The 21,981-nt window shown below is 43.6% G+C and carries 18 protein-coding genes and 2 pseudogenes; 11 read left to right on the top strand and 9 right to left on the bottom strand.

The features are described 5' to 3' along the window. Positions 1 to 26: 26 nt before the first annotated feature. The 5 genes and pseudogenes from AB6F11_RS15375 to AB6F11_RS15355 all read right to left on the bottom strand — a co-directional run. Positions 27 to 653 carry a LysE family translocator gene (locus AB6F11_RS15375; RefSeq protein WP_102394638.1) on the bottom strand — a complete coding sequence of 209 codons (627 nt, stop codon included), beginning with the start codon at positions 651 to 653 and terminating at the stop codon, positions 27 to 29. A 253-nt stretch (positions 654 to 906) separates the two neighbouring features. Then, complete coding sequence (locus AB6F11_RS15370) at positions 907 to 1,767, bottom strand: delta-class carbonic anhydrase (protein ID WP_102394637.1); 861 nt, start codon at positions 1,765 to 1,767, stop codon at positions 907 to 909. Positions 1,768 to 2,124: 357 nt separating this feature from the next. After that, the gene (locus AB6F11_RS15365) at positions 2,125 to 2,586 is read right to left on the bottom strand and encodes a hypothetical protein (RefSeq protein WP_102394636.1); all 462 of its coding nucleotides are present in this window, start codon (positions 2,584 to 2,586) and stop codon (positions 2,125 to 2,127) included. Between the two features lie 226 nt (positions 2,587 to 2,812). Further along, a complete protein-coding gene (locus AB6F11_RS15360) occupies positions 2,813 to 3,613 on the bottom strand; it encodes a hypothetical protein (protein WP_065583740.1) in 801 nt (266 codons plus the stop codon). A 209-nt stretch (positions 3,614 to 3,822) separates the two neighbouring features. Next, positions 3,823 to 4,452 (bottom strand): annotated as a pseudogene (locus tag AB6F11_RS15355) (D-serine ammonia-lyase); the annotation flags it as partial. A 133-nt stretch (positions 4,453 to 4,585) separates the two neighbouring features. Between AB6F11_RS15355 and AB6F11_RS15350 the strand changes: the two are divergent. Beyond that, positions 4,586 to 5,779 (top strand): CynX/NimT family MFS transporter, encoded by a 1,194-nt coding sequence (locus AB6F11_RS15350; RefSeq protein ID WP_102394635.1) that lies wholly within the window; start codon positions 4,586 to 4,588, stop codon positions 5,777 to 5,779. Positions 5,780 to 5,809: 30 nt separating this feature from the next. On the opposite strand, the gene AB6F11_RS15345 is transcribed toward AB6F11_RS15350, so the two are convergent. Continuing rightward, on the bottom strand, positions 5,810 to 6,607 hold the full coding sequence (locus AB6F11_RS15345) for a helix-turn-helix transcriptional regulator (protein ID WP_102331900.1): 798 nt from the start codon (positions 6,605 to 6,607) through the stop codon (positions 5,810 to 5,812). A gap of 56 nt (positions 6,608 to 6,663) precedes the next feature. Next, positions 6,664 to 7,197: a YbhB/YbcL family Raf kinase inhibitor-like protein gene (locus AB6F11_RS15340; RefSeq protein ID WP_102394633.1), complete on the bottom strand. Its 534-nt coding sequence runs from the start codon at positions 7,195 to 7,197 to the stop codon at positions 6,664 to 6,666. Positions 7,198 to 7,440: 243 nt separating this feature from the next. On the opposite strand from AB6F11_RS15340, the gene AB6F11_RS15335 reads away from it, so the two are divergent. The 5 genes and pseudogenes from AB6F11_RS15335 to AB6F11_RS15315 all read left to right on the top strand — a co-directional run bounded on the left by AB6F11_RS15335 (position 7,441) and on the right by AB6F11_RS15315 (position 13,907). After that, on the top strand, positions 7,441 to 8,850 hold the full coding sequence (locus tag AB6F11_RS15335) for a DUF3404 domain-containing protein (protein ID WP_102394632.1): 1,410 nt from the start codon (positions 7,441 to 7,443) through the stop codon (positions 8,848 to 8,850). Further along, positions 8,828 to 9,475, top strand: coding sequence for a response regulator transcription factor (locus tag AB6F11_RS15330; RefSeq protein WP_081229763.1), 648 nt, complete (start codon positions 8,828 to 8,830; stop codon positions 9,473 to 9,475). Before AB6F11_RS15335 ends, AB6F11_RS15330 begins: the two co-directional genes overlap by 23 nt. Next, on the top strand, positions 9,475 to 10,287 hold the full coding sequence (locus tag AB6F11_RS15325) for a DUF2861 family protein (RefSeq protein ID WP_102394631.1): 813 nt from the start codon (positions 9,475 to 9,477) through the stop codon (positions 10,285 to 10,287). Before AB6F11_RS15330 ends, AB6F11_RS15325 begins: the two co-directional genes overlap by 1 nt. A gap of 103 nt (positions 10,288 to 10,390) precedes the next feature. Then, positions 10,391 to 12,802: pseudogene (locus AB6F11_RS15320) on the top strand (glycoside hydrolase). Positions 12,803 to 13,049: 247 nt separating this feature from the next. After that, entirely contained in the window at positions 13,050 to 13,907 is an 858-nt protein-coding gene (locus AB6F11_RS15315; protein ID WP_017060503.1) for a polysaccharide lyase family 7 protein, read from the top strand. Positions 13,908 to 14,067: 160 nt separating this feature from the next. On the opposite strand, the gene AB6F11_RS15310 is transcribed toward AB6F11_RS15315, so the two are convergent. Continuing rightward, positions 14,068 to 14,979, bottom strand: a complete 912-nt coding sequence (locus tag AB6F11_RS15310; protein ID WP_102320423.1) for a LysR family transcriptional regulator — start codon at positions 14,977 to 14,979, stop codon at positions 14,068 to 14,070. A 128-nt stretch (positions 14,980 to 15,107) separates the two neighbouring features. Here AB6F11_RS15310 and AB6F11_RS15305 point away from each other — a divergent pair, with 128 nt between their 5' ends. From AB6F11_RS15305 to AB6F11_RS15285, 5 genes are all read left to right on the top strand, one after another. Further along, a complete protein-coding gene (locus AB6F11_RS15305) occupies positions 15,108 to 16,172 on the top strand; it encodes an HlyD family secretion protein (protein WP_102394630.1) in 1,065 nt (354 codons plus the stop codon). A gap of 3 nt (positions 16,173 to 16,175) precedes the next feature. Then, positions 16,176 to 17,726: a DHA2 family efflux MFS transporter permease subunit gene (locus AB6F11_RS15300; RefSeq protein ID WP_102394629.1), complete on the top strand. Its 1,551-nt coding sequence runs from the start codon at positions 16,176 to 16,178 to the stop codon at positions 17,724 to 17,726. 289 nt (positions 17,727 to 18,015) lie between these two features. Next, positions 18,016 to 19,605 (top strand): response regulator, encoded by a 1,590-nt coding sequence (locus tag AB6F11_RS15295; RefSeq protein ID WP_102394628.1) that lies wholly within the window; start codon positions 18,016 to 18,018, stop codon positions 19,603 to 19,605. Beyond that, complete coding sequence (locus AB6F11_RS15290) at positions 19,599 to 19,931, top strand: Hpt domain-containing protein (protein WP_017060508.1); 333 nt, start codon at positions 19,599 to 19,601, stop codon at positions 19,929 to 19,931. Before AB6F11_RS15295 ends, AB6F11_RS15290 begins: the two co-directional genes overlap by 7 nt. Positions 19,932 to 20,344: 413 nt before the next feature. Further along, entirely contained in the window at positions 20,345 to 21,241 is an 897-nt protein-coding gene (locus AB6F11_RS15285) for an RNA polymerase sigma factor RpoD/SigA (protein WP_102394627.1), read from the top strand. A gap of 182 nt (positions 21,242 to 21,423) precedes the next feature. Here the strand turns inward: AB6F11_RS15285 and AB6F11_RS15280 are convergent, their stop codons facing one another. Continuing rightward, positions 21,424 to 21,777 carry a hypothetical protein gene (locus AB6F11_RS15280; RefSeq protein WP_017072193.1) on the bottom strand — a complete coding sequence of 118 codons (354 nt, stop codon included), beginning with the start codon at positions 21,775 to 21,777 and terminating at the stop codon, positions 21,424 to 21,426. Positions 21,778 to 21,981 lie beyond the last annotated feature (204 nt).

Genomic DNA, 21,981 nt, shown 5'->3' with positions numbered 1-21,981 from the left:
AAAGATTTGAGCTTAACAAGACATGTTTATCGATTAATCGCCAGATATGAGCCTGCAGCAATCATTATTCCACCAGCACTTTGATTTAAGCGTTTATGCGCGCGCGGCGTTTTAAGCAAAGTCACCATGCGTCCCGCTCCCATCGCAATCAGCATTAAGCCAGCCATTAGTGCAATAGAAGCTAATACAGAAACTAAGACAATATCCTGTGAGCGTAAAACCGTCAGATCAACAAACGTGGGTAAAAAGGAAATATAAAACAGAATCACTTTAGGGTTTGACGCTGAGATCAGAAAACCTTGCGCGAAGCTAGTAAGTTCTGATTTCTGACTTTTTCTGGCTGCATGCTCTGCCTTACCTTGCACTTCAGGTAAGGCCTTAAACATTTTGTACCCGAGGTAAATAAGGTAAGCTGCGCCGACATAACGAATGACCTCGAAAGCAAATGACCAGTTCTCCGCAATGGTTGCTAAACCAAAACAAGCAAGCGCTAGATAAATAAGATCACTGCATATCATGCCTAAAGAAAGGGAAATGCACTTTCGCCATCCATCGACCATTCCACGAGCCAAAATCGCAAACACACCGGGCCCTGGAGTAATGCCAAATATAAACATGGCAATAAAGAATGTAACCGCACCTTCAAACGACATTGGCTTGTCCTTATTCATAGCTCAACATGATATTTGCTGAACGTAACATGCGTCCTTAAAGGGAGTAAAGAAACTATTCACCGATCCTTTACTTGCGGTATCAAGGCGTTTAAATCTGCTTTTATTACTCGCTTAGAATATTCACCTAATGACAGTCGCTCGCTAATTAAAAACGTTCAAAACCTTTAACACTAAAAAAGCGAACCGTATGGCTCGCTCTTTATACTTCAGCTTCAGTTGAAAAGAAACTTATCTAGTTCGCGATTGGCGACAGTAACTTAGGGTTTACGACTAAGTTTCTCACACCGTGTGCGTGGTCTTCATTAAAGTCGTTCCCCTCACACCAGCTACCAACCGTTGCGATGTTCACTTTCGCCACTTGTGGTCTCACGCTCCATGTGACTTGGAACGGTGAACCTTGTTCGTTGTAACCTGGGCCCGTAGTCGAGCCTGCATATTGAATGGCAGAACCTGTATTTTGTGGAATGTTCGTCGCTTGGTGCAAACCATTCACTTTAGAGTGCTTAGCTAGCTCTTCAAAATCGAGCGCTTTGTTATCATTCACTAAGACGTAGACTTGGGTTTCTACACGTAGCTGAGGGTTAGTAATTGCATCATTGAAACACGCCCCTAATGTTTCACCCGGCTCCACTTGCGCCGTTGAGTACACATAATGCACTTCAATAGTATCACCGGAATGAAGCGAACCATGATCGCTCGGACAAACCTTACCCTCAAATGGTTTTAGTTCAGCCTCGCTTAGCTTACCTGTGTATTTGAATCCACTTTGGAAACCTTTGCCGTCACCATTACCCGCATACTGGGTAAACTCACCGCCTTTGTGCTCTGCATTTTTATGAAAGTGAATATTACATAAGTTCATCGCGGTTGAATCAAGGGCATCCGAGAACAGCCTAGTATTTGTACCTTCTAATGAACCCAAATCTCTTGGAGCTTGCGGTCCAAAACCTTGTCCTTGGGTATTTTCAGAAAGCTTTGCTCTTTGTTCTGCGATAACACCATCTGATACAGACTCATGGTTCGCGTCTGATGCACTTGCATGACCTGACAACATCACCAATGCGGCACTTAAAAACACACTCTTATTCTTCATTTTTCTTCCCTAGAATATTGATAACTAAACCCAAACCGACTTAACAGCAAACATCTTACTATGCTCATAAGTGAATATAAGGCTTGTCTTTGTAAGATTAGATTTCATTGCTTACTTTGGGATGAGTATTAGAACCCTTGATGCATATAACAAGTCAAACAGGGTAAATTCGGCGAGTCCCTTCCAGAACGAATAATTTCCTATTTACGTTAACCGTCGCCTGACTCAGCGCTCAGATAAGTGAGCACGATTCTTAGGAAGAACGGTGGCCAGATTTAGAAGATCAAAAAAGGCGAACCATCTGGCTCGCCTTCACGTTTCATTCTATCTATTAGGTTGTGGTTCTAAGTTAACGATTTAACCGTTACCGGTGGCAAATATCCCAAACGTCATGACGTTCAATGCATCTGTCACGCCCTCTAGTGATTTAATCACCGTCTTAGTCGGTTTATTATGACGAATAAAATAGCTTCCGATGCCTTTTTCACCGCCACTCTTAGCATCGCTTTCAGTTGTTTCTGTCGCTTCTATTTGAGAAGGCTCCACTGATTCTGGCTCTGCATTGGCGTGAGCTATCGTGTCTTTATTTGAATCAAGGTTAGTGAGTGGTTGATGATCAACGATTGAATCATGGGAAGAATCAACGCTGGTCTCAGCGTTTGTATCCTTTGAAGTCTCGAGATTACTCTCTCCCTCTATACTTTTCGACATAGCGTCTTCGTTGCTCAATGTCTCGTCGTCTAGCTGATGATTACTCGTTGAAGAACAGGCTGTTAAGAAGAACAGGCTAACGATGAATATGAGTAAGTTTCTCATCATAATGATAAAGCACGAATTAATAAAACATTGTTCGATTGTATTTTATTTGGCTGACGACATCCAGTGATAAACGGAGTAAACACGAACAGTCACGGTCTTGAAGAGTAAACAAAAGCGTACGGGTTTAGTGCTTAAGAATAATAATTCGAGAGCTCAATTAGGTTGCCCGCCGCTTATCATCTGAAAGGTGGTGTCAGTTAGGCTTGGGGATTCACACGCTATAAGCTTAATCTTTACTGGAACACAGTTCAGAGATTCGGTCACACATGGCTTGGTTGACTGCGAAGTGGGTGTTGAGGAATGCTAGTTGGGCAAGTGCCGATTCAGCGGTGCGCTCGTAGCCTTGGGTAAAGGTTGGTAGCAATTGGGCAAACTTAGGGAAGCGTGCTTCTAGCCTTCTATCCGACATAAATTCATCAACGAATTCAGGCTCAGACTGTTCAGTTTGATCCACAAGATCGATCAAACGATCGAGTGCGTAAGATTGAACGAACCGACTGCCCGACAGCTTTTCGCCTCGGTTATAACGAGACATACCCACATAAAGATTGGTTAGAGCCTCACCAATGATCCAATCTTGGGAATTAGTGTCTGTCTCCCCTTTTATTGGTGAAACACAACACTGTGTATCAAATTCATGTTGCTGCCAAACAATACGCCCTTCAGCAAACGGAATGTGCGCTAACTCGTGGGGTTCAAACACTGCAAACTCACAAAAGATTCCGTCAGCGTACAGAACTTTATAGCCATCGACGGTATTTCTCACTGCGTAGTCGATTGAGTGAATATCAGATAGCCAATGCAAACTGTCTAAGAAATACTGCTTGTGCCCTGTTTGCACTATTGCGAAAAAATCGACATCTGAATACTGATCAAGTCGTTCTGTTTCAATACCTACTGAGCCCAATCCCAGCAAAGCATGAGCCTTACCCGATGCTTCCAAAGACTCCCCAATCGCATCTAAACGCTGGAGTAATTTTTCTGGTGTGTTTATGTGTCTTGTCTGTATCACTTTGTCCGTCTGCATTGCTCAATCCCTATCAAGTTGAATGCCACTCAACCTAACTGATAGTTAGAACATCTAAGAAGCTTAATTTATAAAATGTGTGTTTTGGATAACGATCTGTGCAAGTTATTGTTTGAATTAAGGTGGGATTTAGAGGTGAGAAAGAGTGTGTACAAGCTATAAACAACACTCTTCTATCATGACTTATCTTTTTAGCAGCTCATATTTGCAACAACGTTGACGCCATGCTCACGAAGTTTGCTTTTCTTCCAAGATCTCGCGTCTGCCGACATATGAACAGAGACCGTAAAACCCAATTTGGCACTCATGATACCGATCGACATGCCTAGATTACCCGTGGATCCTACCGCAATGCTGTATTGTTGGAAGAAGTTACGAAACTCAGGTTCGAGCAGCTTGCTGTAGTCATCGCTCTCACACAGTAACCCCGCTTCAATCGCAAGCTTCTCGGCATGTGTTAGTACTTCATAAATACCACCACGCGCTTTGATTGAACCTGAAATCGGCAAATGGCTGTCTTTCTTAATCATCAAACGCCCTTTTATTGGCTGCTGATAATGTGCTCCCAATGCTGATTTCATAGATGGAATGTCAACAAGCTCAGACTCGATGATGCCATTGGTCGCTTGAGTTTCAGGAAACGCCTTGGCTAGATAAGGAGCAAACCTTTGCAGCCTCATGCTCGCATCGTGAATATCTTTTTCGCCTAATCCCACATAGGGTAAACCTTGCTCCAAAGTCGTGATGTTTGGGTTAAACCAAGTCACTTCTTCGAGACTCACTAATTGTTGTAGCAGTGGGAAGTCTGAGATGAGCTTGTCGATATTCAATACAGTCATGGGTGACCTTTTCTGGCTAAGCGCGTACTGCGCAGGTTCAATCATTAGTAAACCTATTTAAACGGTATTTGTGTAATCATTCAATGATCTGTAGGCTAGCCTGTCTTCTCATAAGCAAACAGTAGAACAACCTATGAGCGCCTCTCTTCGTAATAGCATTTTCGTCATGTTAGGGATTCTATTCCTAGCACTTAACCTTCGTGGGCCTTTTACGAGCTTGGCTCCTGTACTTTCTCAGGTTATGGAAGGCCTCAACCTTACGTCATCGGCTGCTGGCTTCTTAACAGCTTTACCACTGTTAACTTTTGCCTTGTTCTCACCATTAGTCACCAAGATATCCCAACGAATTGGTCTAGAGCCTAGCCTACTATTAGGCTTAGTCCTGATCACGTCCGGGATTACACTGCGCTCTGCTGGGTTAATCCCAACTTTGTATATCGGCACGGTGATGATCGGGCTTGGTATCGCAATTGGTAATGTGTTGTTACCCGTTGTAGTGAAAATTAGCTTCCCGACACGCATCGCTACTGTGACTTCTTTGTACATCTTTACGATGGGCATCGGGTCGACGTTAGGCTCAAGTTTGATGGTGCCATTTTCAGAACTCACCTTGTTCACTATGACAGGTTGGCAATTAGCGCTGTTAATGAACTTGGTATTTCCAATATTAGCTTTACTGATCTGGTTACCTAAAATCAGAAAACGTTCATCTTCTGCTAACGATAACAAGCAACAAGACAGACCTCTGCCGATGAAGAAGATGATTAAAAGCGGCGTTGCGTGGCAAGTAACGTTAGCGCTTGGGCTTAACTCATTTACCTTCTACTCTTTGGCTGGCTGGTTGCCACAGATCTTGAGCGACCTTGGCTACAGCGAAATAGATGCAGGCTACATTTATGGATTTTTGCAGTTTTCGACTATGGTTCCGGGGCTGCTGTTACTGCCGTTCTTAGCCAAAAGTGACAATCAACAATGGCTCATCACTCTGTGTGCATCGAGTGTATTTGTTGGATTGATTGGCCTATTGTATTTGCCTGAGTTTGCGATTTTTTGGGTGGGACTGTTTGGATTAGCCAACTGCTCGACGTTTATTATCGCGCTCTCTTTTGTTGGCTTGCGAACATCGAATAGCAGCCAAGCCGCATCATTGTCGGGTATGGCTCAGGGAATCGGCTATGCGTTGGCAGCCACTGGTCCAACGCTGGTGGGTAAGCTTCACGCTCAGACAGATTCTTGGAGTGTGCCGATTCTGTTGGTCGCATCTGTTGCCTTTGCGTGCACGATTTTCGCGGCATTGGCAGCACGTGATAAGAAAGTGAGCGTTTAGGCCAAACAGAATGATTATGGCGTCGCGACTTTATTTGCTCGCGACTCTATGGCTGACGACGGTTTTGATGTATTCACTTGGCGACAAACCAAACTTCCCTTTGAAGCGCTGACTAAAACGCCCTTCCGATTGGTAACCGCAAGACTGAGCCAACATCGCCACATTCTGTTGTCCGTTTTGCATCAGATAAAGCGCGTGACTTAACCGAACTTCAGCTAATACCTCTCGATATTGCATACCTTCCAGTTTGAGCTTCCGAATCAATGTCCCTCGGCTCATCGCAAAACGCTCCGCCACCGACTCTAATGGATGCTTCTCGTCTGGTGAATGTGAAAGATAATGGCTGAGCTTTTGGCTAAACGAGACGTTGGCACTGGTAAACAGCCGATGCAATACTCCTTTTTCGGCCAATTGCTGGTACAAGCCCTGCAACCAAAACTGCTGAGTCTCTTTGCTCATGCTCTGTGTATCAAACGAAAACAGCGCATTAAGTGAGTCTTGTAAGTTTCGCTCCGCTTTTACTGTAGGCAGTCCCAGATCATTCGACCGTTCCTCACTTAAATCAAGCATCGCCTGAGAAGGTTGGAATTGAAAGCTGAACACTCGCGACAAGAAGCGCCCTTTGTGGGGCATGTTCTCAAAACTTAGTGAAGCTGATGCCTCACACAATAACAGCTCAGAATGTGAGAGCTCTGCCGCTGAATCTTTCCAAAACAGGCGCTTACTGCCTGTAATGATCTGAATGATACTAGGGGATAGAATCCTCACATTACGCAGTTTTTGTAACTGCTCTGCACGAAAGATCGTCACTTGATATTGATGATTCATCTCATCCCCTTGTTTACTTATTATGTACGTGTATAAGCTTTAACGTACATAAGCTATTAACGTGTATAAGTTGCGGTCAGTTTAGCTTTGTCTAAAGCCATGATGTTCAACGTGAATCCAACCACAGCCGACGGCGTATTTTCGTCGAGGTTAAGTTTGTCCGTTGGTAATGCCCAAACCGTGAACTGGTAACGGTGCATACCATCTTTTTCTGGAGGACAAACGCCACCGTAGCCAACTGTACCGTAATCAATGCGACCTTCTTTGCCACCGACTTTAGAGATGTCGACACCGCGAGGTAGCTCGTTCACAGTTGCAGGGATATCAAACGCAACCCAATGCCAGAAGCCACTTTCAGTCGGTGCATCTGGATCATAAGCTGTGATAGCAAAGCTTTTGGTACCTGCTGGTGCATCTTTCCACATCAATTGTGGTGATTGATTATCGCCGTCACAACCCCAACTAGAGTATTCAAAAGTCTTTGCCATTGGGTGACCTTCTTGAATATCGTTGCTGGTTAATTCGAACGCATGAGCAGAGCCTGCAGCCAAAATACTGATTGCCAATACTGATTTGATGATGAGTTTCATAATGGTTCCTCTTATTAGGTATGAGCCCAGTATAGTCCCCTCAACCTGTCCAATAATGACAGTAAGTACACAATTATCTAGTTTATTTCAAACAAATGATACTTACTGTATTTGTACTTTATTATTTAAAAGCATGACCCACTCGACAATTTGTTGTTAAAAGAACACTTGTTGACATTCAGGTTACAAATCTAATCCAAAAGTCTTTAGACTCGCCTCACGACTTTTAATGAGAATGATTGGATGCGCAGGTTTACCTTAGCCCTTTGCTTGATCTTTTGGCTCCCAACTCTCGCCAATGCCCAAAGTTTGCAAGATAAGTGGCAAACCCTGTATCAACTGAGCTGGCAATCATCTCCAATCTTAGTATCTCAACAAGAGTTGGCTCAATATCCGAAAGTTCTGCTCCATGAACGTAGCCGCTATCCTGATTTCAACCAATTCAGTTGGGACGACATCGCTGCATTAGCATCAATACAAGATCACTGCCAAGCGATTGAAAACAGTAACCCTTCATTACATGACGCCATCGAGTTTGAGCTCGCTTTGTGTCAGCAACAAGCATTGGATTCGATTTGGTTTGCAGCACACTCCAAACGTCACCCTGCTGGTGGCAGCTTTGCTGATCGTTATTTGGCAGCTTACCCAGACGTAAGCGAGCAAATACGCCCGTTTTTGAGTATTACCAACCCACAGCACCCTTTATATACCAAGCTAGAAGCACTCACGGCACAAGGCAGAGAAGCACTGCTCAATGGATACCGCGCTTGGCAACAAGATGATGTGCTTTGGTTAAGTGGCGAACAAGGCTGGAAAGCCATTCCCTTAGATGTTTGGCAACCTATCGCAGAGCAACAAGAGGTATCTTTGGCAGGTGAAACCTGTACTTTTCGTTACAGCAACGTTTGCTTAAGCGAGCCTAGCAATGACAATCTGATCATGAAAACCTTGATATTTTCATTGCTGTTAACGTTGCTTTCCGGCCTCGCTAGAGTCTTATACCTAAGAACAAAACAACGAAAAGAGAGGCAGTTCGTTTTACAGCTTCTTACTCATGAACTGCGCACGCCCATTACTAGCCTAGGTCTAACCGTCGAGATGTTCAGAAATCGCTACGATGACTTTTCGGATGAAACTCAAAGTGCGGTTTGGCGTTTAATATCTGACTATCAAAGGCTTTCTCAGCTCACCGAAAACAGCAAAGTGTACCTAAGTTCGGATCAGTCAGAGCCTTTGTTAAAGCAAAACGCATCATTAGAAGAGTGGCTTGATCATGTATGTGAAAAGCACAATATTTCTTATCAATGTGAAGCGCGTGAAGTTGAACTGAACCTTCCCTATTACTGGCTAACCATCTGCTTGGATAATCTAATCAAGAATGCCAAACAACACGGTAAAGGTGAGGTTTTGGTAAAGGTCGAACTCGAAGACAAGCTGACGATTGAGGTACAAGACGAGGGGCACTTCCCTTCGCCGATACAACGACTCATGTCTCGTTTCACGCCAAGTGAAACGCACAAACTGGATAACATGGGCATTGGCCTGACTATTGTCGAGCACTTGATGAAGCAAGCGAATGGCCGCCTTATTATTCTTCGTAACCCAACCCGATGTATTCTGGAAATTGCTTATGAACACCCTACTGCTGATTGAAGACGACCAACTGCTTGGACAAGGCCTCGTCAGCTTCTTTGAATCCAATGGTTACCAATGCCTTTGGGCGAAGGATTCAGAGAGTGCCAGTAAGCAATGGTTTCGAGCCGATCTTGTGATACTGGATCGACAGCTTGAAGATGGTGACAGCTTGCAACACCTTCCAAACTGGTTACTCCTCAAAGCGCTGCCTGTGATTGTGCTGACCGCTAAAGTAGAAGTTCAACAACGTGTTGAAGGATTAATGGCGGGTGCCAAAGATTACGTGACTAAGCCATTTTCTAACGACGAATTGCTCGCTCGAGTCATTACCCAGCTTCGTCCGTTAGGTGTGAGCCTCTTAAATTACGCGAATATCCAAATCAACTTGTCGGAACGGATCGCTTATCTGGATGAAAGCCCAATCACGTTGAAACCTAAGGAATTTCAGCTATTGGTACTGTTTGTTCAGAACCAAAGCCGTGTGTTTCACCGAGATGAGTTACTCAATAAGATTTGGGGTTATCAGGCCTTTCCTAGTACCCGAACTATTGATAATCACATACTGCGCTTACGCCAGAAGCTGCCCACATTGAATATCGAAACGCATCGCGGCGTTGGTTACCGCTTGGCCGGGGAATCATAATGAAAGTTACTTCGTTAACCGCACTGCTCTGCACATTGCCGCTCACAAGTCATGCGGCTTGGTTTACTGACACGCCATTGCAACACACCTATCAATCGTTGCTTGATGGTCAACCTCAAGTTGCGTGGCAAGAGCTGCAAATCGCACTCGATCAACAAACACTCAATAGTGAGCTTTGGCTGCCAATCAAACAAGAGATATTAAGCCAGACTCAATGTGGAACCTCACTAAAACAAAGTGCTGAGCCAAAACACCACATTCAAGTCAGCTTCATTCGACGCTATGGCCTGTCGTCGCACGGTTATCAAATCAAATTCTCTGCCGAGCAACTCAGCAAAGGCTTAGCAACTCAAACTCTTTCTTTGGTATCGCCTAAAGGTAAAGCCCTTCTCGATGGGCAACTCACTTCCAACAATGAGTATCAAGAGATTGAAACCAATGAAATGTTCATCAAACCCGAATCTGGTGTTTATCAACTAAAGATAGGTTCAAATCACTACCCTATTATTGTCGCTTTAGACAGCAGTAATCGATGGCTTACGCTCGAAAGTAAACTCAGCAAACCACATATCGTGCTCTCGCCTCCAAAGGTGATCGACAACTGCCCCGACGCTAACATGAGTTGGCAATGGTTTGATGAAAACTACAACCTGCTGGGTAACAAAATGCCAATCAAAACAGCGCAAGCACCCGTTCCCACAGAAAGTCCGCTAGGAACCAAAGCCAAGCACTTGAGTGCTTCGGTTGAAATGTTTGAATACCAAGGCGCTATTGAAGTCCAATATGTGCAACGCGTCGCCGTGCCTTTCTAATGGAACACCACTAAAGCCAAACAGAAAATAGAGACATATAGGTGACAAAGCACTAGCGCTACTTAGGTGTAATAACCGTACTTACCCTTTACGGAATCTAAATATGCTCAGCGTACGTTACCCACTCAATATTTGCACTTGTGCCATTGTGGCTTTAACAACAGCTTGTCTGTTTTCATCCAATGCACAAGCGAGCCAAATAACGCTCACCAGTAATAGCAGCGTCAGCGGCAGCAGTATTCGCGACAATGCTAACGCCACTACCAGCAATACCGTCTCTATATCATCGAATACTCTAGAGATAGATTGGAACGGCTTAAGCGTTAACAGCGCTGCTCTCACCGTTGATAGAAAACCACAGAAAGCGACCAATCTGGTTATTGGCTTTTCCGATAAAGCTGACTCAGTAAAAATCTCCACTTGGACCTTAGTACCCAGTGGGATAAACGTTGAGGCCGAACTTAATCAAGACCAGCTCACTTTTCAGTTCAGCTTACCTTCAAATATACAGGTAAAACGAAACGAACCCATCGAATTGGCGTGGTTTGATCTTGCAGAACAACAAACTCAGACACTATTGCTACCGTTTAGTGAAGGCATGCGCGTACCTACTGATAACAAGCTTTGGGCAAGTTATCTCGTCGGCAACCATTCTGGAAGCAACACTACTCAAGACTTAAAGATGCCTTTTTGGACGGTGCAACAAAACAATCATTTCATTAGCTATCAAATGGTTAATGCAACCAACAATCAACTGCTCTTTTCAGATGCATCCTCTAATGCTTCCTCAAATACAAAGACCAAAATTGATATGAAGGCATCACACCAATTTACGATGCTCAATCAATCATAGCCTTTTATTGTTCGTATCACCCTTGGAAACTCGTGGTTAGATGGAGCGAAACACTATCGCGATTGGCGCATCGAAAATGACCGTTCTGAAACACTGATTGCTAAACAAAAGCGTAATCCGGATGTGAGTAAGCTGATTGGCGCAAGCCACGTTTACCTATTTGGCAAAGACCCATTGAGCATCCAAGATGTAAGCGACTGGTGGGGATTAAAAACATGGTATCTAAAGAGCTCTAAACTCCGCGTTTCTGCGGAAGCGAAAAGAGAGCTGTCGTCACTATCTAAGGGTAAAGATTGGTTCAGTCAGTATCAAAAACAACTATTGTTGGACTCTATTAGCCAGTCATTGCTGGTGTTATATCCTGTTGGTAATCCGACACTCGAAAACAACACGATTAAAGCGCAATATAAAGCAGCACAGGATAAGAAGAACTGGTTGCTAAAGCACGCTTCCCCGTACCTAAACTCGTCAGAGACTTGGGGACAAGCGTTGTCTTCAGACATGCTCACCAACCTAAATAAGGCAGGCTTAAACAAACTGTGGCTCGGATTCGACAATTGGATGCCAGCATTCTATCAACCTAACGCCGTGGCTCTGGCAAAACAGTCCGGATATCTGGTCGGCACCTACGATTCCTACAACACAGCCATTCCTGCGAAACTCAATGACAACTGGCTAACCGCTCAATTACCAGAGCCGATGCGTCAGAGTTGTGCCATTGAACTAGCGGATGGGAGTTTGAAAAAAGGGTTTCGAGGTAACGGATTCTATCTAAATCCGAACTGCCATTTAGAATACGTAAAACAGCGTGCTCAAGACATTATGAGATTCGGCAACTTCAACAGCTTGTTCTTAGATGTTGATGCAACCGCCATGGCACGTGAAGATTACAGCGGCTCTATAGACAGTCATAGCAACAGTAATGGCAATGGCAATACAAACGAGTCGGACATGCTTTCAGGCTTCAACAACCGAATGCAGTGGCTTAGCGAGCAACCATCGTTAGTATTAGGCTCTGAAGACGGCAACAGCCTAACAACAAAAGGCATCGCGTTTGCACACGGCTTAGAAACGGTTGGTTTTGGTTGGACAGACAAAGACATGAAAGAGAACCACCAATCTCCCTATTACTTAGGTCGTTGGTACCCAGACCACAAGCCTGACTTCTTCTTTAAGCCGGCCGAGGTTAAAGAGCCCTACAAGTCGCTACTATTTTCGCCACAATATCGAATTCCACTTTACCAAGCCGTTTTCCATGATGAAGTAATCAATACGCACCATTGGCATTCAGACAGCCTCAAGTTCACTAATGTACAAGCAGAACGTGACTTAACCGCCATGCTATACAACACACCACCGATGGTTCACTTGACCAGAGATGAAGCTTTATCAAGTTCAAGCCCGAGAATCAAAGCACTCAAACACTATCAAGATGGCTTTGAACCAATGCACGAACAGTTATGGGATAAACAGTTAGTCGATTCCGAATGGTTAGATAAGAGCGGCGATGTTCAACAAACTGAGTTCAGTGACGGGAGTAAGATCATTGCCAATTTTTCAGATCAAACCTTTCATCAGAGAGGCCTTAAAGTCTCGCCGAGCGCTATAAAAGCCGTATTGAGCAACGGACAAACGTTAGAGTGGAAATCAGAGCCTAACTAGTTTGAACGTGCCGTTTTTAAGCCTCACCTTATTCACTATTACGGGTTAGCAGGTAGTGTTGTTAACGAGCAAAAATCCACACCTTTGACACTCAGGTACCAATCCCAATCGACACCTAATTCTCTCTATTTTTGTACAAGAAAATTGGGTGCCGACCACAATTTCAAACACAGATGTTTTCACATAAATCTCAAAAGTGATATCAATGCTTATATTGAATGATAATAATACAAAAGAGATATTTTTGATGAAAAAGACCCTACTCACTTGCTGTGCCCTTCTTGCCTTTTCTTCTTCGGCAATCGCTAATGTTCAGTTTTCGAATCCAGAAGGAGCTTTAGGCGAACCTTCTAATTACTCTCAATACCAAAATGTTTTGTCAGTTTCTGAACTTCAAATTTCAGATCCAAACGGAAAGAAAGGCAACAAAGACTATTTTGCGCTCGATAATAACTACGACGGCATTGTGAACAACAACTTCTATGTCGACAAAGAAAGTGAAGCGCTAGTCTTTACCATGAAGAATGACCACCTGCGCAACGAGCTACGCGTTCAGGAAAACTTCCGCACAGACTTAACAAATGAAACATACACATTAAGTTCGGAGGTGGAGATCATAAAACCTGAAGAGTCGATGAAGAACTCAGACTCTAAGCAAGACGAGATTACATTCCTACAAGTACATAACAAAGGCTTAGATGATCTTGGTACTCACAATGTCCCTCACCCTTTGCTTCGTGTTGTATGGAAACGTGACAATAATGGTATTGAAGGGCATTTCTGGGCAATCATTAAAAACAACGCTGTAATTTGTAAAGGATCGTTCGGCAAGAAAAACCAAGACAAGGAAATGTGCAAATCAGACGTAGCATATTCTCAGTATGATTTAGGCAAAGCACCACAAGGCAAACCAACAGCATTTGATTTAATCGTGGGTGATAAGAAACTTATTGTTGACGTAAACGGTGAACGTAAAGTTGAGCAGGATATTGACTACTGGCGTCACCTATTAAGCTACTTCAAAGCTGGCGTATACAACCAATTTACGAATGGACAAAGTGAAGCTCACTTCTACAAGCTAGAGTACACAGAGAAAAAGAGCTAGTTCGGTACTTAGCCTACAACTACATTAGCAATCAGAAAAAAACGAACTTGTTAACAAGTTCGTTTTTCTCTTTTCAATGTTATTGGTCATTGTCAATGAATTACAACTAATCAACAGTTAGGCAGCCGATTCCTTCTGTTGCTCCCAATACAATATGCCTTTATTTCGTTATTTGATTGGCTCTATTTTGAAAAGCAGTCAGTAGATAGTCGATAAAGACCTTCTTACGTTTCGGCATCAACTGCCTGTCTGCATACACTAGGCTTACTGAAACTTCCGGCATCTCATATTCAGGTAGCAAACGAATCAACTTGCCTGTCTTGAAGTGCTCACGACAAATGAATTCAGGAAGCACCGCCAAGCCGAGCCCATCCACACACGCTCTTAGGCATGCCGTGATGGTATTCACCCGTAACTGACACGGCAGATCGATCAAAATCGACTCACCGCCTTCTAATTGTAAATGCCACTTGGGTAGACGCGCGGCCTTGTTCACCACCTCAATCATTCTGAATGGCGGTTCAAGATCATCGGGTGAAGAGACGTCATCGAACTGCTCTAAATACTCAGGGCTGGCTGCCAATACACGCTTTGATGTTGTGAGGTAGCGAGAAACCAAGCTCGAGTCCACTAGCTCACCAATTTGTGCGTAAAGATCGATACCCTCCGCAATGATGTCGACTTCTCGATTCGACAGTTCTAAGTTCAAAGTCACGTTTGGGTGCTCTTTTAGGAAGCTGTGGATGTATTTGGCTAATACTTGATGCCCCAATTCGACAGGCAACACAACATTCAACTGCCCTCGGATCAAATCCTGATTGGCTGAAACCTCTAGCTCAGCTTGGTTCATGATCTCTTGCATCTGCATGCTCGACTGATAAAAGCGCTCACCCTCTGGCGTTAAGACTAAACTTCGTGTCGAACGAGTGATCAACCTCACACCTAGATGCTGTTCCAGCTCGTCTAGCTTTCGGCTGACGGTCGACTTGGTCATGTTCAATGCTTCAGCTGCGTGCGTGAAACTCCCACAATCAACAACTTGTGTAAAAACAGTCACAGCATTTAAGTCCATCGTACTTCTCCCAAAGCGCCATTAGTTAGATTTTTGCAACAGTGTTTCCCTTTTTTCCTATCTTATCAATCAATCGAATTCATTTACAATTCGTTACATCTAAATAAAAACAAAATGAGAAAGATAAAATGACAGAGAACAACAACGCTTCGCAAACAGTAAGCACAAAAAAACGTAAAAAAGCTCCGCTTATTGCTACTGCGATCATGCTGTCATTGGGTTTAGCCGGTGCTGGATACTGGTACGGCTATGGCCAGTACTTTGAATCTACCGACAATGCCTACCTACAAGGCGACATCACGAATATTAGCCCTAAGGTCTCTGGCTATATTGTTAAGTCTTATGTGAGTGATAACCAATCGGTTAAAGAAGGTGATTTGCTGGTTCAAATCGATGACCGTGATTACCAGTCAGCACTCGCTCAAGCAAACGCCCATTTATGCGTCGTGCAATCAGACGTCAAAAATCTAGTGGCACAACAAACGTTACAACGTAGCAAGATCAATCAAGCAGAAAGCCGCGTTGATTCTGCACAAGCTGAATACGAACGCGCGATTCAACAAGTGGTACGTTCTCGTAGCTTACTAAAGCGTAACTACGCGTCTCAAGATGAAGTCGATAGCATGGTTGCACAACAAAAAGTAACTCAGGCAGATTTAGAAGAAGCAAAAGCAAACCTCGTTGCAACCAATGACCAATTAACCGTTATCGCTAGTGAGATTGAGCAAGCAAATGCATCCGTGACCGAAGCTCAAGCCCAGAGAGATCAAGCACAGCTTAACCTTGATTACACCAAAGTTTACGCGCCAGCAGATGGCCTGATTGGTAAACGCAGCGTACGTGAAGGCTTGCTGATTCAAGCAGGCGCACCACTGATGAGCTTGGTACCAAACAACCAAGTGTGGATTGAAGCCAACTTCAAAGAGACACAGCTAAGTGGTATTCACAAAGGTCAGACGGTTGAAGTAGAGCTGGATGCGTTCCCGGGGCAGCCTCTTGAAGGTGTGGTAGACAGTTTCTCCCCTGCGACTGGCGCTAAATTTGCGCTCCTACCACCAGAAAACGCGACCGGTAACTTCACTAAAATCGTTCAACGTGTACCGGTTAAAATTACTATTCCAGATCAGCAAGAGTTGAAAGGTCGACTGCTTCCTGGTTTGTCTGTGGTAGCGACCATCGATAAACGAGGCTAGACCATGAGTAACGCTGGTGTTGTCACCCAAACAAATGATGATGACGAGGTTTCGAGACGCCATTGGATCGCCCTATTTGGCGGCTTGATTGGCGCGTTTATGGCGATCTTGGATATTCAGATCACCAACTCGTCTCTCAAAGATATTCAAGGTGCGCTATCAGCCACCTTGGATGAAAGCTCGTGGATCTCTACGTCTTACCTAGTCGCAGAGATGATCGCTATCCCACTCAGTGGTTGGCTTTCTAAAGCGCTCGGTAAACGCCGTTATATCACGTGGACGACAGCCATTTTCACCATTTCATCTTTGTTGTGTTCGTTCTCTTGGAACATGACCTCGATGATCGTTTTCCGCGCGATGCAAGGCTTCAGTGGTGGTGCTCTAATCCCGCTTGCTTTCTCGCTGGTGATTCAGTTATTGCCGGTCAACAAGCGTGCTGTGGGTATGGCACTGTTTGGTGTAACCGCGACCTTTGCTCCATCGATTGGCCCTACCTTTGGTGGCTGGCTGACGGAGAACTTCTCGTGGCACTATATTTTCTACATCAATATTCCGCCAGCTTTGCTTGTGATCACCATGATCCGATATGGCTTGGACGATGAAAAGCTCGACCTTGGTACGCTGAAAAAAGCCGATTGGTTTGGTATCGCCACCATGGCATTAGGGCTAGGTTGTTTGGAATTGGTGTTAGAAGAAGGTAACCGTGAAGAGTGGTTCAGTTCGAGCTTTATTATTGGCTTGAGTATCGTGTCGGCGGTGAGTTTGGTTTACTTCGTGATAAACGAACTCCAACACAAGAAGCCATTGGTTAACCTGCGGCTATTGCGGGATGGGCAATTTGCGATGTCTTGTATCGCCTATTTGATTCTAGGAATGGCATTGCTCGGCTCTATCTATGTTCTACCGATGTATCTCACTCAAATTCAGCAATATAACGCGATGGAAATTGGTGAAGTGCTAATGTGGATGGGTTTCCCACAGCTTCTGATATTCCCAATTGTGCCAAAGCTAACACAGATCATTAAGCCTAAGTACTTGGTTACCTTTGGCTTCGCGATGTTCGGTTTTAGTTGTTACGTAAATACACACATGACAATCGATTTTGGCGGGCAACAGCTGATTTTATCTATGGTTCTGCGTGCTATTGGTAGTCCGTTCATCATGGTTCCGCTGTCTTTGGTTGCCATGAAGAACATCAGCAAAATGGACACGCCAGACGCATCAACGTTAACCAACGTAATGCGGAACTTAGGGGGCGCTTTCAGCATCGCGATTATCGCTACGCTATTGGATAACAAAACCCGTGAGCACTTAGCACACATCAAGGAGTCGCTACCTTCAGTGAGTCAACTTGGTTGGCAGACGCTTCAGCAACAACAAGCGTTTTTCATTCAGTCAGGAAGTGATGCCGCAACTGCGATGCAACAAGCACAAGCAAGTTTGCTCGGCACAATGCAACGTGACGCAGCCATCATGGCTTACAACGATGTGTTCTTAATGATGACGGCGTTCTTGGCTCTAGCGGCAGTATTGATTCTAAACATGCGTGATTAACGCTAGAGTTTCGGTAAATAAAACTTCAAGCAAAGAACAACATTTCGAATAAAAACTCGAACAATAAAACAGATAGGTGAGCTTATCGGCTTGCCTCTTTTTTATTTCTAAAACACGTATAACCCCACTAAAATCAGGTAAAAGTCACCTGCGTTTGAAGGCTTTCATAAATGTTATCTAATACTCTTTAATTACCAATAGTTTATTGAGTGTTTGTATGTGATATAGGCACCTTGACAATGTGCAACTTGACACCTAAATTAAAAAATAACATTTGGTATTAAGGAAAATGGATTTGACCTTACCAACAGACCTTCGAATTTTGATCGTCGACGACTCTAAAAGCGCAACAATACTTATTAAGCAGCAACTGGCTAGTTTGGGAGTTTCGCGCGACTGTATTTTTATTGCGACCGACTATCGAAAAGCCATTAAAGCGGTAGAGACACACTCTTTTCATGTACTCCTCATTGACTACCACTTAGAACAGTCTTTTACTGGCTTTGAGCTGTTGGGCATTCTGTATCGAAACCGCCTCATCGATCATACTGTGGCGACAATCTTGCTCTCTGGGGATATGCGTCAGGAAACAGTATTAACCGCCCTTTCAGGTGAAGCACACCACTTCGTTTCTAAACCGATTAATACTCAAACTTTGGGTAAAAAGATCCAAAGTGCCGTGTCCGTTTCGAAGAAGCTCACGCAACTGAATGATTTATATCCCATTGCCAGTCAAGAGAGATTAGCTCAAGCTTTGGCGATCTCCCCTAATGGTACTAGCGTGCAGTTCGAAGCGACATTGATTGAACATTTAATTGCAGGTAAAAAATGGCAGTTACTCGCTAGCGTCATTAACAACTCGAAAACCAACATGCACCCAACAAAATTGGTGGCTGAGGCACTCATTCTCGACAGCTTAGGCAAGCCAAATTTAGCCATAGATAAGCTCCACAATTTTCTAATAGCACAGCCACTCTCATTGAGCGTGATTGACTGCTTAAGCTGTATCTATGAAAAACATAAAATGCTGCTGCCTGCTCTTAAATTAGCGATTCGTGCATTTGAGATGACTCCCAGCATCAGCCATCGTGCAATCAGGGCCATCGACTTAGCTGAGAACGCAGATAACACACATATGATCATAAAGTTAGGTGAGATGTATGCAACCCACATTTCAGCTGCTGACATTGATGTCATCCATTCCATTGGTGCGCACTTTAATTCCTTAAAAGCAACGTATCAGCGCGAGACGCAACTAAAGTACAAACGTATTTTGCTTGAGCACGCCAACCAATTCACCGAGTTGGTAAACCTGAAACTTCCGGTAAAACAACAGCAGCAAGTTTTGGCCAGCCTTGCCCTATTTCAGAGCAGCATATTGCTCATCGAAAATAGCCCTCAGATTGCCCACAAAAAAGTGATTAGAGCTTCGACACTGTTAGCGAACAATTTCCACAGCCAACCGACTTATTTGCTCACTCAGTTATTACCCATGCTCGCCCACTTTGGTGAGTACTCTCTTTATCATTTAACAGTGGAATGTCTCAAATCTCGTGGAGAAGCCATAAATCACCAACTTGAGTCCAAAAATGTCGACCCTTCAACGTGTATAAACATTGAAAATTTGGGTTCGATCCAAGAAATAAAGGACTACATTCACAGTTACCCATATTCAGTTGCCGCCAAACTTGACTATATATACGCCGTCAATAAAGCTCATATAGATGAGAAACTTAGCGACGACTATCTAGAAGAAATCTTACAGTTAGAACTTCCTCCAAAATGGAATCAATGGATTAGTGATTCATCAAGGTATGGTTTTTCCACTAAGCCGCCTAGCCCATTTTCAACATTCAGCCGACAGGAGTCCACATGCTAGACTTTGATGCTTTAAACGCCTATTTAGACAATGACAGAGACGTCATTTACGCCGTTTTGTCTACATATCAAGAAGACCATGGCAATTCGCTACAAGAGATCGAAGAGTTGGTTCAACAACAAGATTGGGGCAAGCTTCATTTTACCGTGCACACCTTAAAAGGCATTTTAGCCAGCTTTGGTGAAGAAACGGCCACAGTTGCATTGGAAAGAGTAGAACAAAACACACTCAATAAGCTTGCGCCGCAAGATGATGATCTTTCGGTTATCTACAGCGAAATGAAGATCATTAATCAGCAAATCGATGAGGTTCTTAGCACTTATTAGTCGATAGAATTAAAACGTGCATGGCGATACTTAACAGCCGACACAGCTAAAAGAGTTGAGGTGCTTGGAAACATTGAACCTCGACTCTTAACATTTTTCTCATCATTTCTCCTCTCAATTATAGTTCTAACCCACACCTATAAATTCACGTCATTTATCTAGATAAAACGATGTATAACACATGCTTTATGAACTATCCGTCTTAATGTTTTAAACGAAAAACCAACACACTTGATGAGATGCAAAATAGTTAAATATTTGTAGATCTTTTTGTGACATAAACATACGAAATTGCATTTTATTTATTGGTAAAGAAGAAATTGTTATCTACACTCTAATGAAACCAAGCGTTAATCACTTGGTGGCATAATAAAAAAACTAAAACGTTCAGTCGGCTAGATAAGGACAAGGAAATGAACAACGATAGTTTTGCTGCGTTTCAGGGGCTCACGGATGAAACACCCATTACCGAATCATTTTCTACCAGTGCAGACCCTTATGCTCATTATCTGAAAGATATTGTTGGCATTGATCTGCTGTCGCGTGAAGATGAGGTGTATTACGCAAAATTGAATCGCGCGGGTGATAAAAAAGCGCGTGATGTCATGATCGAATCAAACCTGCGCCTTGTTGTGAAAATCGCAAAGAGTTACCTAAAACGTAAAGGCAATAATTTCACCCTGCTCGACCTGATCGAGGAAGGCAACATTGGCTTGATTAAGGCCATCGACAAATACGATCCAGAACCAGGCTATCGTTTTTCAACCTATGCTGTTTGGTGGATCCGCGAAAACATTGAAGCCGCACTCATGAACACGGGTCGAACCGTTCGATTGCCAGCCCACGTGTGTAAAGAAATAAACAGCCTCGCCTCAAAAAAGCTCGATGCAAGCAGAAAAATGAGTAAAGAGGTTTCAATTTCTGAGCTATCAGACAGTTCAGGTGTAAAGGCCGAACGCGTCGATCAACTGGTGGCGTTAAGCGGGTTTATTGACGTGACGACAACGGTTGGAACTAGCCATGCGCCTATGGTGCTTGATCAATGCGAAAGTGAATATATCCCAGACCCTCAACAAGATTGTGAGGATCAATCCTTTACCCAAGCTCTAGAACAAATCATCTATACACTTCCTCCAAAATTACAAAAGGTGCTCATCCACCGTTTTGGTTTCTTTGATAACAAGGTGAAAACGCTGTCTGAGGTCGGACAAATGTTGGATGTGAATGTTTCTAATGAACGTGTTAGACAAATGCAGAAAGAAGCGGTCGAAAGAATTCAAAAACGACTCAAATTTGATGGTTGGGTGTAAGTCGTAACCCAGTTGAGAATTAGTTGAAAATAACGTTAAGCCAAAACAAAGACCTTTAGGGGGTGAGCCTCCAAGCTTGCCCTTTTTGTTTGCTGATTCGTTAGAAAAATAAAAAGATCGTAAGCACACGAACCCTAAGTCGCTAATGCCTAATGAAAAATGACAAATGCCACGCCATTAACTTACCTTAAAGAAGTGACTCGCTCACTGCGCAAAATGAGATAATTGATATAAGTGGTTTCAAGACAATCTTGTTCCCACACTGATAAAATCCGTTTAGCCGCAAAATAATAATCTTTGTTTCTCAACAACATCCCAACGGTGCGGCTAAGCTTTTCAAATCGAACGTGATCGCTCGCAGAGATGTAGTCATCTTCACTTTCAATAATGGGCGCTAAACCATCAGCAAACCAATTATTCAATATTTCTCGCATCTCTAATTCAGACTCAGGCACATCCACACTCGACAACTCTCGATGTTGAGGCGGTGGCACTATGTACTTCGACGCTTGCGGTGAACTGACATAACGATACATGTCGTCCCTCCTGTCTAACGGACCCTTCTAATAATTAAGGACATATTTACCTGTTCTCAAGTTTATTTAGCGAAACAAAAAAATAAATAAAAAAAAGCCATGTATCAATAACTCTACATGGCTTTAATGAGGGCAACTTTACGCTGCCCTATCTGCTTGTTGGTTTAGACTAGATGTCGGTTTAGGCTAAAACTAAGCTCTCTC

The sequence above is a fragment of the Vibrio sp. 10N.247.311.14 genome, assembly GCF_041467715.1.
In the GTDB taxonomy this organism is placed as follows: domain Bacteria; phylum Pseudomonadota; class Gammaproteobacteria; order Enterobacterales; family Vibrionaceae; genus Vibrio; species Vibrio crassostreae_C.
Note: the sequence above shows the minus strand (reverse complement) of the source record. Positions and strands in the feature narration are given on the sequence as shown.